Origin of the sequence: Paenibacillus haidiansis (genome assembly GCF_036553665.1) — a bacterium.
GTDB lineage: Bacteria > Bacillota > Bacilli > Paenibacillales > Paenibacillaceae > Fontibacillus > Fontibacillus haidiansis.
Genome location: NZ_JAZHPZ010000011.1, coordinates 16,657 through 30,994 on the forward strand (window position 1 = coordinate 16,657; position 14,338 = coordinate 30,994).

Genomic DNA, 14,338 nt, shown 5'->3' on the forward strand with positions numbered 1-14,338 from the left:
GGAGGGTTTAAGCTTGATGTCGAAAGGAGTGCTGCGACATGCTGCTTACGGTAAAAGAGGTGTCCTCGCTGGCCCATGTATCCATCAAAACGCTTCATCACTATCACAAAATCGGTCTTCTGGAGCCGTCCAGGATTAGTGAATCGGGCTACCGCCTGTATGGAACGAAGGAGCTGGAGCGGCTTCAGGAGATTTGCGTGTACAGGGAGCTGGATTTTCCCCTGGAGCAAATCAAACGGATGCTTGAGGGGAATCAGGATCGGAAAGATATTTTAATCGCGCAGAGGAAACTGATAGCCCGTGAAAAACAAAGAATGGAGCAAATACTCGGTACACTCGACCGATCGATCGCCTGCCTGGAGAACGGGGAGACGATGGACCGGCAGGAGATGTTCCATGGCTTCGCCACGGAAGAGGAATGGACGGAGGCACTGCAAGATCAGAATCAATATCTTCGGGAAACCTATCAGGTAGATATGCTCGAAGACGAACAGCTCGACGTAGCGGACCTGAACGAACAGGCGGCGGAGGCCGCGGCGTTTATGGCCGCAATGGCGGAAAACCTGAGAAGCGGGCTGAACCATGAGGATGAAGCCGTTAAGGCGCTGATTTTGAAGCACCTGGAATTTCTGCATAAACACGATCATCCGGCAGCCCCCGCGGATTTTGCGTCCCAGACCCGTTTTTTCCTGCAGGACGATTTCCACCGGGGCATGCTGGAAGGACAACAGACCGGTCTCGCTTATTATTTAAGCGCTGCCGCGGAATCGCTGGCAAAGGCGAATGAGGGGTAAATAAGGAGGAGCTCGCTCATGAAATGGTCCGTAAAGAAAATCATAAATTTTGAAACCGGGGGGTTGTGGCAGGAGGGATATGCCCAATTTGGATTTCATGACCCGGAGGGAAATGTGTACTTCGCGAATTATCATGAACATTGGGTGGCGAAATGGAACGGGGAGGAAATCGAATGGTCCCTCGGCCCGAAGGAGCCGGAGCAAAGCCGCAAGCATTATCCCGCCGACATGATGAATCCCTCCTATGTCACCAGGCTTCCCGCGGGCGAGGCGCTGATCGTTTCCGGGGGAACCCGCAAAGTGTTCCGGTTCGATCCGGTCAAGGAGGCGCTCGACCTGTTCATTGATGCGGAGAAGCTTGGACTGCAGGATATCGGAAACTGCGAATACGATGGGGATGGAAACCTGTGGATCAACGAGATAACCGGCTCCAGGGTGTGGAAGCTCGATCCCGCCGGCCGGCTTCTCAAAGTTTTCGGCGAAGGCGAAGACCGGTTCGGGTGGATCTACGATTTGCGGCGCGGTCCGAACGGACATATATATGTGCTGGACAGTACGGGCTTTTCCGTGAAAAAAATCGACATTCACACCGGGCAAATCGACCGCATCGCCGGAAACGGGGAGTCCGGATATTCCGGCGATGGGGAGATGCGCTCGGCGCGGCATTCGGGAGCCGTCCCGAAGCTCATTTTGACGGGCTGTGGTCGCTTTCCCTCGATGAGTCGGGAAATATATTTGTAGGCGATACCCAAAATCATGTCATACGGATGATTGAGCGCAGCGGCAACAGAATCACCACCATAGCGGGGGACCATCTGAACCGCGAAGGGAGGAACGATTCCGCGGAACGGGACCCGTTCAAGCTGAAGCTGAACTGCATTTGCGGCTTGGATTACTTATAACGGATGTTTGTACATTCCCGAATGGGACGGGGATTTGATCGTATTGGAGAAGGAGCGGAGTTGAACATGAAAAAACGGCTGCACGATCTTGCTCTTTCAATCCCGAATCCGTACATCTCGATAGGGAATAAGCTATAGTAGGTGTACGAAGGAGGTAGTATGAATGTGCGCCGTGTATACAAAATGCTTTGACTACGGTCGGAAGGAGACCGAATATTTAATTCAGGCCGACCCGATCCTGGGAGAAACGATGAAAAGGTTGGGAAGAGTGGAGCGCGTTATTATTCCCGACCTCTTCTCCGCGCTGGTTCACGCCATCATCGGCCAATTGATTTCGATCAAAGCCGTGAAGACGATATGGAGCCGCATGCAGGACAAATACGGAGAAATTACGCCGGCCCGGCTGGCGGCGGGGACGGCCGACGACATCCAAAGCTGCGGCATGACGATGAAAAAAGCTGTCTGCATCCACAATATCGCCCGGCAGATCGCCGCGGGCGAATTCAAGCTGGACGGGATTGCGGAATTGCCCGACGACGAGGTTATCGCCAAATTGACCGGGCTTGCCGGAGTCGGACGGTGGACGGCGGAAATGATGCTGATGAATTGCCTGGAGCGGCCGGATGTCGTAAGCTGGGGAGACATTGCGATCCGCCGCGGCATGATGAAGCTGTACGGGCTTCCCGCACTTACCAAGCGGGAATTCGATCAATACCGGCTCAAGTACTCGCCGTACGGCTCGGTGGCGTCCATTTATTTATGGGAAATTTCCTTTGCATAAGCGGCATCCCGTTCCAATTGAAGGAGACGGGTTTTCATCTCAAGGCCGCCGCGATAACCGGTAAGGGCGCCGTTCTTGCCGATTACCCGGTGGCAGGGGACGCCGAGCAGCACGGGGTTGGCGCCGATCGCCGTGCCGACGGCGCGCACCGCGGCCGGCTTGCCGATCCGCTTCGCAATATCGGAATAAGAGGCCGTCTCTCCGTAGGGAATGGCGCATAACGCGTTCCATACCGCCCGTTGAAACGGCGTCCCCGCAAGCTCCAGCGGCAAGGAGAAGCAGGTGATCTCGCCGCGCAAATAGGCCGTCAGCTCCGCTGCGAACGGGCGAAGCTTTCCTTGGTTTTCTAATAAGGGGCTGCCGGGAAAGCGGCGGGCGGCCCAGTCCGCCAATTCTTGATAATCCGCCCCTTGCGATCCGACATAACAGAGACCGCTTTCCGTCGCCGCGAGATAAAGGCTCCAATCTTCGAATTGCAATTGCATCCAGTAGATAGGGGTGCTTTTTTTCATATTAAACGCCTCCTTCGGTTTGCGATGATGCATGTGCGGCCTTGTATTCGGCCGGCGTCGTTCCGTTCATACGCTTGAACAGTGTGATGAAATAGGGTACGTTTGGGATACCGACGCTTTCGGCAACGGCGGATACGGGCAGGCTCGAGGATCGTAAGCTTTTCCTGGCCTGTTCCATCCTCACGCCCTGGATATATTGGACGGGCGTCATTCCCGTGACTTTTTTGAATGTTCTGTGCAGGTGGTAGGGACTGCCGTGGCTCTGCTCGGCGAGCAAATGGAGATTAAGGTTCTCCTTATAGTGGGCGGAGATATATTCGGTGACCACCGCGATCCATTCCTCGTCGGGCAGCCGCAAGCCGCCCGGCTTGCACCGTTTGCAGGGGCGGTATCCCGCCGCCAGCGCCGCTTCGGGGCCGGCGAAGACGGCGGCATTCTCCCGTTTGGGCGGCCTGGATTTACAGGAGGGACGGCAGAAGATCCCCGTCGTTTTCACCGCGTAAATAAACTTCCCGTCGCAGGATGCATCATTTTCCGTAATGGCCCGCCATTGTTCGTCCGTGACAAAATTATCGGTCATCTCCCGCTTCACCTCCATGGCCATTATACCCCTAAGCCGATATGCATGTACGCATTTTGGCATGAAAAAGCAAGATAATGAAATACAAGCAGGCTGGAGCGGGGTTATGGGAAGGAGACAAATAAAAGATGAAACAGAATAAATCCATGGCAGGAAGGGTAATTTTATCGTACCCATACTTCATAGAAGGAGAACAGCATGAGAGACAACATCCAAGTCCCCTTTGGCTATGAACCTCCGGTTGAAAAGCGCAAAGGGACGTTGATCTATTACGATGCTTTCGAGCATTTGGGCGAAGCAGAGCTGGAACGTGCGGCTTTGCTTGCGGAGCGCCGTTCTTTCGGCAGGCTGGTTCTGTATCCTCTGCATGAGGAAACCGTCAAACGCATGACCAAGGAGCCTGTCCGCGCCTTCTATAAACGGGAGGACATGCTTCACGACTGGAAGCGCCGGGCGGGAAATCCCGACATTTCGATCGAAGGCTGGGAGGGTAAACGGAAAAAATATACCCCGGTAGATACCGCGCTGAGGTATTTAACGGATAAATATCCTTCTCCGTGGTTTCTTTATTTGACGCCGGAAAATGCAAACAGCTTTGCGTCGTTCTCCTCCTTTGAGGCGTGGATCGTCAAAATCCGGCTGCTGCTGACGAAGGAGCCGTCTTTCGTTCATCAACGGCTGGAACAATACAGGCATCGCTGGGATGTGGCCGCCGACGAATAAACCGTAACGGCGAGCGGCATCATTTCCATCGCCTGAAGACTGACAGGAGGGATTATCATGGCACGCAGATGGAGGAAATTGTTTGGGGCGGCGCTTATTCTCGCCCTCGTCACCGCCGGATGCGGCGGCAACAATGCGGCCTCCCCGAACCAAACGGGCGGAAACTCCGCTCCAAATTCCGCGGATCAGCCCCAGGGGAATGACGGGACCGCCGGAGAGAACGTTTCCCCGGAACCTGACCCGGCACCGTCCGACCCGGCACGCGATCAGCTGGAGATGCTGACGACGGCGGAAAAGATCGGGCAGCTGGTGCTGGTCGGCATGGAGGGGACCGTTCCGGATGAGCATACCCGGGAGCTGATTGAAACCTACCGGGTCGGCGGGTTTATATTTTACAAGGACAACATCAAGGATAGCGCCCAAGCGCTCGCTTTGTTCAACAAGCTGAAACAGGACAATGAAAGCAACCCTGTTCCGCTGTTCCTCAGCGTGGACGAAGAAGGCGGACGCGTGTCACGGATGCCGGAGGAATTCAAGGACATGCCGGCGGCGGCCAAAATCGGCGGGACGGGCAAACCGGAGGCGGCGGAAGCGGCCTATAAGATTATCGGCGAGCAGTTGTCCCGCTTCGGCCTGAACCTCGATTTCGCCCCGGTGCTCGACGTGAACAGCAATCCCGATAATCCGGTCATCGGCGACCGGGCATTCGGGGAAACGCCGGAGCTCGTCAGCGAAATGGGGACCGCCGCGATGAACGGGCTTAGCGCCTATGGAGTCATTCCGGTCGTCAAGCATTTTCCCGGACACGGAGACACCTCGGTGGATTCCCATCTTGGACTGCCGGTGGTGAATCACGATCTGGACCGGCTGAGGAAGCTGGAGCTCATCCCTTTCCAAGCCGCGATCGACAATAACGCAGAGGTCATAATGATCGCCCATCTGCTGCTGCCGAAGCTTGACCCCGACAACCCGGCGTCATTTTCCGAAGCGGTGATTCATGATCTGCTGCGCGGGGAGCTCGGGTTCGAGGGGATTGTCATCTCGGACGATATGACGATGGGAGCGATTGCCGAAAACTACGATATTGAAGAAGCGGCGGTCAATTTCATTTTGGCCGGAGGGAATATCGTGCTGGTCGGACATGACTATAATCAAGAGCTGGCCGTGATCAAAGCGATTACGGAGGCCGTGGAACGGGGGACCATCAGCAAGGAAGTGCTGGATGAGCGCGTCTACGACGTTTTGAAACTGAAGGAGAAGTATGTGTTATCCGGCGAGCCTGCTCCCGGACCGGACGCGAAGGCCATTAACGCGAGCATCGAAGACTTCGATAAACAATACGGCATCCGTTAAATAACTTCCTTTAGGTCGGATCAGGCAGGTTCGTACCGGAAAATGGAGAGATCGACGTGGCCCTCCTCGCTTACCTGCACGCCTTCCGACTCCAGGTACATTTTCTGCAGGAAAAAGGCTTCGTCATCCGTAACCGCAATCTCTCCCCGGGCGTTAATGACCCTGTGCCAGGGCAAGCGGTATTTGCCGCTCATGGAATGCAGAATCCGCACGACCTGACGGGCCGCCCGCGGGCTGCCCGCCGCTCTGGCCACCTGCCCGTAGGTCATGACCTTTCCCTCGGGAATGGATGATATCACTTCTATGACTTGCGCGGTAAACGGCTGCATATGAATGTGGCCCTCCTTAACACGAAAATATGAATCAATGAATCGAGGCAAACTATGAACCCTATTTTACACTCGGAACGGCTGATTTTGAAGGTTCTGGACGAAACGGGCGCTCCGGAGACGCTGGATTATGTGCTGCGGAACAAGGAATTTCTCGCCCCGTGGGAGCCGCTGCGAAGCGAGGAGTATTACACGCTTTCCCATCAGAAGCGGCTATTGGCGAACGATTATGAAAAGTATAAAGAAGGCGGATTATATAAGCTATGGATTTATCGAAGGGATCGCCCGGAAAGGGTCATCGGTTCCATCACGCTGAACAATATCGTTTACGGCGTTTTTCTGTCCTGCCATCTCGGTTACGGGATCGACGGGAAGGAGCGGGGCCAAGGCTTTATGACCGAGGCGGTTCGAACCGTGGCGGAGTATGCCTTCTCTGCACTCGGGCTGCACCGGATCGAAGCGAATATTATGCCGCGGAATGCGGCCTCGCTCAAAGTGGCGGAAAAGGCCGGGTTTTATCATGAAGGATTGGCCTTGAAGTATTTGAAAATCAACGGCATTTGGGAGGATCATATCCACATGGTGCTTCGTAACGAAGCGATAGAGTAAAGAGGGGGAGAATGAAATTTTGAGCATGAGAGCACGAATCAGAAATATTAAGGAAGACGACGCCGAACGCTATTTGAATCTGTGCCTGCGACTGGACCGGGAAACCGAGTTTATGCTGCTGGCCCCCGGGGAGCGCCGCACAACCCCGGAAGAGCAGCGGCAGAAGCTCGCCTCGCTTCTCGCCTCGGAGGTGTCGATGATCTTTGTCGCCGAGGCCGAGGGTAAGCTTGTCGGCTATTTGGGCGCTTTCGGTTCCGATTTGAAGCGGAACGGGCATTCGGTATACCTTGTAGTCGGGATCCTTCAGGCCTATTCCGGACAAGGCATCGGAACCGCTCTGTTCGGCGAATTGGAGAGCTGGGCGAGGAAGCGCGGACTGCATCGGCTGGAGCTGACCGTTATGGCGCACAATGAGGCGGCGATTGCACTGTACAAAAAGGCCGGATTCGAGATCGAAGGCGTCAAACGGGATTCCATCCGGCTCGATGACCGTTATGTCGACGAGCTGTATATGTCAAAACTGCTTCCAGCGTAACAATCTCCTTGATCCATACGTATATAGGCTGTAAGTATGGATAAATAAAGTAGTGAGGTTGTACAGATGGGAGGACAAGGAGTGCAGAAGCGGCTTCGGTCATTGGGTTACCCCGATAAATTGTTATTATACGGAATTTTATTTATAGGAACCGTCATCGCAATGAAATACGTCGTGGAAGTCCGGCTGCCGGACGGCGGAAGGCCGCCGTACCTGTTCCTCATATGGAATACGTTTCTGGCCTGGATTCCGGCAGGTCTAGCGATAATTATGGATCTGATCAGTTTAATGAAGACCAGACTGCTCAAGGGGGCGCTGCTCCTGTCAACCGGTCTGGTCTGGCTTTTCTTTTATCCCAACGCCGCCTATCTGATTACGGATCTGCTGCACCCGTTTGCCCGTTATCCGATTTCGTCCGCCGGCTCGTTCTGGGAGGATACGCTGTTTTGGGATCATCTGTTCACCGTTTTGTTCGTCGCTTTGCTCGGCCTCGCGCTCAGTTCGGTTTCACTGGCTTCGGTGCACGAGCTCGTCCGCCGTTCATTCGGCCGCCTGACCGGCTGGCTGTTTGCCGCCGCGGTTCTGCTTGCCGGCAGCTTCGGGGTTTATCTTGGCCGGTTTAACCGGTTCAACAGCTGGGATATTTTGCATCATCCCCGGCAGGTGCTAAAGGATATCGCCCTATATTTCACGAATATTGAAAATATAAAGCATGCGATTGTTTTCTGTAAGTGGATTTTTCTGATCACCGGCTTTTGCTATGTCTTGCTGTATTTGTTCGGCGCGATGAGAAAGGGCGGGCAAGCCGATACAGGTTCCGTTTCTCCGGGTAATGATTATCAGGATTCCCGAGGTGATAAAGAATCCGTGAGGTAGGTCTTGATGCAGTCATGGATCCAATGGGTCAACGGAGCAAGGCTTGAAAGCATGGCAGAGAAAACCCGGGAAGGAGACGGTCAAGGTGGATTTACGCAATCGCTTGAAGGAAAAGTTTCCGACGCTGGAGAGCGAACGGCTCAGACTTAGAAAAATCGGACCGGAGGATGCGGATGCGTTGTTCTCCTGCATCACCGACCCTTTGGTTCGGCGCCACACTTCTTTTCAAAAAAGAACGCTGATGTTTCCAAGCCGGCTGTTCCGGTATTTTGAAGATACGTATTTTAGCCTGCGGGATATTCATTTTGCGGTAGAACGCAAAGAAAAGAGCGGCCTGATCGGGGTGTGTTCCTTGCAATTCTGGAATCCCGAAACGGGCAAAGCCAGGCTCGGTTACTTGCTGTCGCCGGATTACTGGAACCGGGGGCTGGCGACCGAGGCGGCCGGGGCGTTGTTGGCCTTCGGATTCGAGGCGCTCGGACTGAACCGGATCGAAGCGAGATGCAGCAAGGACAATCCGGCTTCGGAGCAGGTTTTGCGCAAATGCGGGTTTGCATTGAACGATCATCAAGAAGACGCTCACGGGATACCGGAGAACGGGTTCAAAGATTTGCTTCATTTCGTGTTGGAGCGGGATGAAGCTTGTACGGAAAGCGACAGGATTTGTTACATAAATGAAATATACCTGTGATCAATCCCTAATAGTAAGCGGGTACACTTAATACATGACCCCCTTTTGAATATATTTGTATCCTTTGGAACCCGGCTTAGTGGCGTGCGGGTTCTCTTTTTTTGTCCGGAAAAAAAGCCGCCGTTGGCAACACCCTCTTACAGAGGAACGGCGACTTTTTGCTTGTTTTTGAAATAAACCCATTCGGAATAACCGATTTCTTTAAGGCGCTTGGCCACATCGTCCCATTCGTCCGCCACACGCCGAGGGGTATGGGCGTCGGAGCCGAAGGTGACCTTTACTCCGAAATGGAGCGCGCGTTCCAGAATCGAGTCGGAAGGATACCATCCGCCTGACAGCTTGGTTTTGCCCGAGGTATTGATTTCGATCGCCACCTTGTTCTCGGCGATGACCCGCAATGTCTCGTCGATGGCTTCCGCGGCGGGAATGTCGGAAAAAGCGGGGTAATTGCCCTTCATGGCATCAATGTGGCCAAGAATCTGAAACATGCCGCTGCGTGCCGATTCGCGAATCAACGCGTAGTATTCCTCCTTGTCGGCGATCCTCTCGGCTTCGCTTAATCCCTTCCAGCGTCTTTTGTTGAAGATGCTGACGTCTTTGACACTGTGCACCGAACCGATGATGTAATCGAACGGGTAGCGGGACAGTACCTGGCGGTAAGCTTCGGCATGAACGGGGAAATAGTCGGATTCGATGCCGAGCAGCACATCGATTTTGCGCGCGTATTCCTCTTTGAGGCGAAGCACCTCTTCCACGTAATTGCCGATTTCCGATTTGGCCATGGCGATATGGGGAAAAGGTTGCTCCTCCGGACTTCCGAAATAAGGCGTATGGTCGCTGATGCCGATGACCGACAGCCCGGCGGCGATTCCGGCCTCAATGTAATCGCGGATATTTCCGTCGGCATGGCCGCAGCGAAAATGATGCGTATGCAAATCGAACTTCATGCTGTTTCTCCTTTCTGCGGGTGGGAACAACTTTACTCGGAGCTGATAAAACGGTTCTCCGGCATGCCTCTCAAATCGTCGAGGAACTGCTGCATGGCGGAATTGACGTAACGGCTCGATTTGTAAATCACCCCGACGGGGTGCGTCACTTCGAGCTCGGGGATCGCGACCACCTTCAGGGAGCCTTGCCGCAGCTCGCGAAGGATGGATTGTCTGGAGATAATGGCCGCCCCCAGGTTGATTTCCACCATCCGTTTGACCTCTTCGCTGCTGGTCAATTCCATGATGATATGCGGCTCGATATCATGCGCCTTAAATACGTCGTCAATGAACCGCCGCCCGACCGTATCGGGTGACAGCATAATGAGCGGCACATCGCGCAGAGAGTCAAGCGTGGGAATGGTTTTGTCCGCCAAAGGATGAAGCGGAGATACAACGAGTTCAAAAGTATCATAGTAGAGCACGGTGGAATGTACTTGCGGATTGTTTTCGATCAAATACCCGATGCCGATATCCACCATTCCCTGCTCGACATTTTGGTAAATCTGGCTGGAGGGCATCGATTGAATCGTGGTTTTGATCAGTGGAAACTGGTCCTGAAAATAAGACAATATTCGCGGCAAAATTTGAATCGCGATCGAGGTCGTTGTACCCAGGACGATATGTCCCTGCGGGGTGTGTTCCAGATCGGACAGCTTTTGCTTCAGCTCCTCGACAATATCCAGTATCTGCTCCGCCTTCTCAAGAAATACCTGGCCCCGGTCGGTTAACGCTACGGGCTGGTTCCGGTCGACGAGCACGGTTCGGAATTCATCCTCCAGGCTTTTGATTTGGGCGGAAACGGCGGGTTGGGTCAAATTAAGCAGCTCTCCCGCTTTGCGGAAGCTTTTGGTTTTGGAGATCATAATAAGTGTTTCCAATTGGCTGATATTCACGGGCTCCTCCTTTCTTGGCATTCATGGACTCCGGTTATTTAATATTTTATTAATTATAGAGGATTTTTCCTGACTAAATCAATGACACGGAGATGACAACGCATCGCAGGTATCGAGTTTTTCCGGCGGAAAGGGTACAGATTTCGATTTTTAATGACTTATATTTAGGAATAAAGTATAATATATCTCAACTAAACGCGGGACTTTTGTATCGGGTAAATATTACTTCTATGTGAAAAGGGGCGTAATAGTGAAAGCTGAAGTGATCAATCCTTTTCTGGAATCCGCTTGTTCGGTCATTGAACAGGTGATACAAGTTTCACCTTCTACCGGGAGTTTGGGCATCAAAGAGGTTGCGCCGGTTCAGGATCATATATGGATTCAAATCGGAATGACGGGCTCTTTTAGCGGAATGGTGGTTTTCGGGCTGAAAGAAACCGTGGCCCTGCAGATCGTATCGGCGATGATGGGCGGTTTTGTATTGACGGAGATGGACGAGATGGGGCAAAGCGCCATTTCCGAGCTGGGCAACATGATCAGCGGCAATGCCAGCACGATCCTTTCCAACCAAGGGTATGCCGTCGACATCACTCCTCCGCGCGTCATCAAGACCGAGCAAAGCGAAAACGTCGCTCCGCGCAAAGCGTTGTGCATCCCTCTGCTGATGGACGGCATCGGAGAACTGGATATTCAGGTCATGATCTCCTAGAATAGAGTTAAATGAGCTGAAGGGATGAATTCGATGGCGCTCAATGATAAAGTGATTGTCATTACGGGAGCATCCAGCGGAATCGGGGCTTTGGCGGCGCAAATGCTGTCGGAACAAGGAGCCACCGTCGTTCTGGCCGCCAGGTCGGTCGATAAGCTGCAGGAGATTCGCTCCGGAATGATGGGCGAGAGCCGCGTACTGGAGCTTGATGTCGGAAGCGACGCCTCGGTGGAAGCGGGTTTCCGGCAAATCTACGACGAATTCGGCCGGATCGATTGTCTCGTGAACAATGCGGGATATGGCAGGTTCGCTTATATTGACGACATGTCCGTGCAGGAATTCGCCGATATGATGAATGTAAATTACATAGGCATGGTCCGCTGCACCAAGGCCGTGCTTCCGCATATGAAGAAAGCCCGCTCCGGCCGGATCGTCAATGTCGCCTCCATCGCCGGGAAGATCGGCACGGCCAAATCGACGTCTTACACGGCGACCAAACACGCGGTGATCGGCTTCAGCAGCGCGCTGCGGCAGGAAGTCCGCGAGTACGGGATCACGGTGTCCACGATCAACCCGGGGCCGATCGATACGCCGTTCTTTACCCTGGCGGACCCGGAAGGCCATTATGCGGCCAATGTCAAATGGTTCATGATGAAGCCGGAACGGGTGGCCAAAGCGATGGTGAAGGCGGTCCGGACAGGAACGACCGAAATCAACCTCCCTTGGGTCGCGGGTGCGGGCGCCAAGCTGTACCAGATGTTTCCGCGCGTGGCGGACCGTCTCAGTTACCGGATGCTGAACAAGAAATAGAATCATGGATGATGGATCGGCTGGAAACAGCCGATTTTTTTGTGGGGCGGGAGAAATGCCGATGTTCGGGAGTGTGGTTTGAGGGGCCGGAGGCAAGATTCCGCCGGTAAAACGTAGTACACTTGAACTGCACGCTGCCGAGCTTCACACTGCCGAGCTTCACACTGCCGAACTGCACGCTGTCGAACTTCAACACATTCGAACATCACACAGCCGAGTTTAACGCTGTCGAATCACACAGTGGAGATTAGACACCCGAACTGCACACAGTCGAGCTTCACACTGTCTAACATGCACTATCGACCTCGCACTACCGAACTTGCGCTGCCAAATCTTACACTGTCGGCGTTGCACTGTTTTATGACTAACCGGCTACATTTAACTGGAAAATATACATCTAATTTTCTATTTTTTGATCCTTTGGTAGAATTAACTGGATAACATGCCGTTATTTTGCGGGAATATCTTGGATTCGGACCGATTTTGTGAAAATAGCTGGAGGTTATCCATCTAATTTGCGCTTTTTGGCTCATGCTGCGGATTTAGCTGGAGGAAATCCAGTTAATTTCTCAAGGAAGCCTCGGGGAGCAGTCGGGCTCGCACGCCGGCCTTTTCCCTCGGATTTGGTTGAGCAGGGATTATCGCATATAATGGAAATAATGATTTTTTAGGATGAGGATGAACTTACATGACGATAACAACTTTTGCCAGCCTCGGCATCGCCGAGCCGCTTGCGGTCAAGCTGGCTGATTACGGAATTACGGAGCCATCCCCGGTGCAGGCCGAAACGATTCCCGCCGCGCTGGCCGGCCGCGATGTACTCGCCCAGTCGCAGACGGGGACCGGGAAGACGCTGGCTTACCTGCTTCCTGTGCTGCAAAATATCGATCCCGCCGAGAAAACGCTTCAAAGCATCGTGCTGGCTCCGACCCAGGAGTTGGCGATGCAAATTTTGCGGGAAGCGGAAAAATACGGGGAGTCCCTGGGGATCGGGGTACAGGCCCTGATCGGCGGCGCGGCGATCAAGCGCCAGATAGAGCGCCTGAAGCAGCATCCCCAGCTCGTCGTCGGTACGCCCGGCCGGATCCGCGAGATTTTGGCTTTGCGCAAGCTGAAGCTGCATACCGTACGTACCGTAGTCGTCGACGAGGTCGACCAGATGTTTCAGCTCGGCGGCACGGCCGATCTCGAGCATATTTTGCGCGGAACGCTGCGGGAGCGGCAATTGCTGTTCCTTTCGGCGACGATCAACCCGCAAATCCGGGCGCTGGCCGGACGGGAGATGCGCAATCCGCTGGAGGTCGGCATCGAGCCCGAACAGCGCACGGCGAAAAGCGTGGAGCATCTGTATTTTATCAGTGACCGGGACAAGATCGATACCTTGCGCCGGATAATCCGGCACTATAACCCGGCCCGGACGATCGTGTTCATCAACAACACGTCCGATATCGCCGAGGTGGAGGCGAAGATGAATTACGTCGGCCTAAGCGCCGGCGCGCTGTACGGCGATGCGGATAAAACCGTGCGCAGCGTCACGCTCCGCAAGTTCCGCGAGGGCAAAATCCGCGTGCTCGTGGCGACCGACGTGGCGGCGCGCGGCCTGGATATCGAGGAGCTCGGGCTCGTCGTCAACCTGGACCCGCCGATCGATGCGGAGCATTACGTGCACCGGGTCGGCCGGACCGGCCGTATGGGACGCAGAGGGCTGGCCGTGTCGATCGTCGCGCCGAAGGAGCAATTCATCATGCGCAAATTCACCCGCGAGCTCGGGATCGACATTTTGCACCGGGAATTGTTCGGCGGCCAAGTGATCGACCCGGAGGCTTCCCCTTCGCGCCCGGCCGGGCGGAATCACGGAGACCATAGGCAAGTTCGCGGCGGGGAGAACCAGACGCAGGCAACGGTACAAAGGGACCGATACGGCGATTCAGGAGAGCGGGGCGGACTTGGCACCCCCGCGGGTCAAGAGGGGAAAGAGGCGCGCGGCGAAAGCGGTGCTCCATCCCCTACCAGGGGGACGGGGAAAGGCCGGGCTCTGTCCGGCACCCGCGCTCCGGGCCGTCCTGCGGCGAACGGCAGCGGCAAACCGGGGGCGCGGAACGACGCGCCTGGCCCGGGCGGGCGCAAGCAGGGCCGCAAGGCGGAGCGCGAGACGGACCGCAAGAACAAAGGCGCGCCAAAATGGCTGAAAGACAAGCAGTCGCGGTAGCTTATGCTTCGTGCTTGGCTCGAATGCGATTGCGGTATAATTT

General features: G+C 54.6%; 17 protein-coding genes. 12 read left to right on the forward strand and 5 right to left on the reverse strand.

Features of this window, described 5'->3' with window-relative positions; all coding sequences use genetic code 11:
* Nucleotides 1-38 precede the first annotated feature (38 nt).
* The 3 genes from V3851_RS18855 to V3851_RS18865 all read left to right on the forward strand — a co-directional run bounded on the left by V3851_RS18855 (nt 39) and on the right by V3851_RS18865 (nt 2,477).
* On the forward strand, nt 39-794 hold the full coding sequence (locus tag V3851_RS18855) for a MerR family transcriptional regulator (protein ID WP_331848110.1): 756 nt from the start codon (nt 39-41) through the stop codon (nt 792-794).
* Nucleotides 795-812: 18 nt separating this feature from the next.
* Nucleotides 813-1,535, forward strand: coding sequence for an NHL repeat-containing protein (locus V3851_RS18860; protein WP_331848111.1), 723 nt, complete (start codon nt 813-815; stop codon nt 1,533-1,535).
* 324 nt (nt 1,536-1,859) lie between these two features.
* Nucleotides 1,860-2,477: a DNA-3-methyladenine glycosylase family protein gene (locus V3851_RS18865; RefSeq protein ID WP_331848112.1), complete on the forward strand. Its 618-nt coding sequence runs from the start codon at nt 1,860-1,862 to the stop codon at nt 2,475-2,477.
* Here the strand turns inward: V3851_RS18865 and V3851_RS18870 are convergent.
* Both V3851_RS18870 and V3851_RS18875 read right to left on the reverse strand, forming a co-directional pair.
* A complete protein-coding gene (locus V3851_RS18870) occupies nt 2,450-2,989 on the reverse strand; it encodes a methylated-DNA--[protein]-cysteine S-methyltransferase (RefSeq protein WP_331848113.1) in 540 nt (179 codons plus the stop codon). The two genes, V3851_RS18865 and V3851_RS18870, sit on opposite strands and share 28 nt — an antisense overlap.
* Before the next feature lies 1 nt (nt 2,990).
* Complete coding sequence (locus V3851_RS18875; RefSeq protein ID WP_331848114.1) at nt 2,991-3,569, reverse strand: bifunctional transcriptional activator/DNA repair enzyme AdaA; 579 nt, start codon at nt 3,567-3,569, stop codon at nt 2,991-2,993.
* Between the two features lie 198 nt (nt 3,570-3,767).
* Between V3851_RS18875 and V3851_RS18880 the strand changes: the two genes are divergently transcribed.
* Together V3851_RS18880 and nagZ are read left to right on the forward strand one after the other, a co-directional pair.
* Nucleotides 3,768-4,292 carry a hypothetical protein gene (locus tag V3851_RS18880; protein ID WP_331848115.1) on the forward strand — a complete coding sequence of 175 codons (525 nt, stop codon included), beginning with the start codon at nt 3,768-3,770 and terminating at the stop codon, nt 4,290-4,292.
* A gap of 57 nt (nt 4,293-4,349) precedes the next feature.
* Entirely contained in the window at nt 4,350-5,645 is a 1,296-nt protein-coding gene (nagZ, locus tag V3851_RS18885; RefSeq protein WP_331848116.1) for a beta-N-acetylhexosaminidase, read from the forward strand.
* 20 nt (nt 5,646-5,665) lie between these two features.
* On the opposite strand, the gene V3851_RS18890 is transcribed toward nagZ, so the two are convergent.
* Nucleotides 5,666-5,974: an MGMT family protein gene (locus V3851_RS18890; RefSeq protein WP_331848117.1), complete on the reverse strand. Its 309-nt coding sequence runs from the start codon at nt 5,972-5,974 to the stop codon at nt 5,666-5,668.
* 54 nt (nt 5,975-6,028) lie between these two features.
* Between V3851_RS18890 and V3851_RS18895 the strand changes: the two genes are divergently transcribed.
* From V3851_RS18895 to V3851_RS18910, 4 genes are all read left to right on the forward strand, one after another.
* Complete coding sequence (locus V3851_RS18895) at nt 6,029-6,583, forward strand: GNAT family N-acetyltransferase (protein ID WP_331848118.1); 555 nt, start codon at nt 6,029-6,031, stop codon at nt 6,581-6,583.
* A gap of 25 nt (nt 6,584-6,608) precedes the next feature.
* Nucleotides 6,609-7,118 (forward strand): GNAT family N-acetyltransferase, encoded by a 510-nt coding sequence (locus tag V3851_RS18900; protein WP_331848246.1) that lies wholly within the window; start codon nt 6,609-6,611, stop codon nt 7,116-7,118.
* Between the two features lie 81 nt (nt 7,119-7,199).
* Nucleotides 7,200-7,994, forward strand: coding sequence for a DUF1361 domain-containing protein (locus tag V3851_RS18905; protein WP_331848119.1), 795 nt, complete (start codon nt 7,200-7,202; stop codon nt 7,992-7,994).
* An 85-nt stretch (nt 7,995-8,079) separates the two neighbouring features.
* A complete protein-coding gene (locus V3851_RS18910) occupies nt 8,080-8,685 on the forward strand; it encodes a GNAT family N-acetyltransferase (protein ID WP_331848120.1) in 606 nt (201 codons plus the stop codon).
* A gap of 137 nt (nt 8,686-8,822) precedes the next feature.
* Here V3851_RS18910 and V3851_RS18915 read toward each other — a convergent pair whose 3' ends face one another.
* The gene (locus V3851_RS18915) at nt 8,823-9,632 is read right to left on the reverse strand and encodes a histidinol-phosphatase (protein ID WP_331848121.1); all 810 of its coding nucleotides are present in this window, start codon (nt 9,630-9,632) and stop codon (nt 8,823-8,825) included.
* 32 nt (nt 9,633-9,664) lie between these two features.
* Nucleotides 9,665-10,567, reverse strand: coding sequence for a LysR family transcriptional regulator (locus tag V3851_RS18920; RefSeq protein WP_331848247.1), 903 nt, complete (start codon nt 10,565-10,567; stop codon nt 9,665-9,667).
* Nucleotides 10,568-10,817: 250 nt separating this feature from the next.
* Here V3851_RS18920 and V3851_RS18925 point away from each other — a divergent pair, with 250 nt between their 5' ends.
* From V3851_RS18925 to V3851_RS18935, 3 genes are all read left to right on the forward strand, one after another.
* Entirely contained in the window at nt 10,818-11,276 is a 459-nt protein-coding gene (locus V3851_RS18925) for a chemotaxis protein CheX (RefSeq protein WP_331848122.1), read from the forward strand.
* A gap of 33 nt (nt 11,277-11,309) precedes the next feature.
* The gene (locus V3851_RS18930) at nt 11,310-12,086 is read left to right on the forward strand and encodes an SDR family NAD(P)-dependent oxidoreductase (RefSeq protein WP_331848123.1); all 777 of its coding nucleotides are present in this window, start codon (nt 11,310-11,312) and stop codon (nt 12,084-12,086) included.
* A gap of 688 nt (nt 12,087-12,774) precedes the next feature.
* Nucleotides 12,775-14,295 (forward strand): DEAD/DEAH box helicase, encoded by a 1,521-nt coding sequence (locus V3851_RS18935; protein WP_331848124.1) that lies wholly within the window; start codon nt 12,775-12,777, stop codon nt 14,293-14,295.
* Nucleotides 14,296-14,338: the final 43 nt, after the last annotated feature.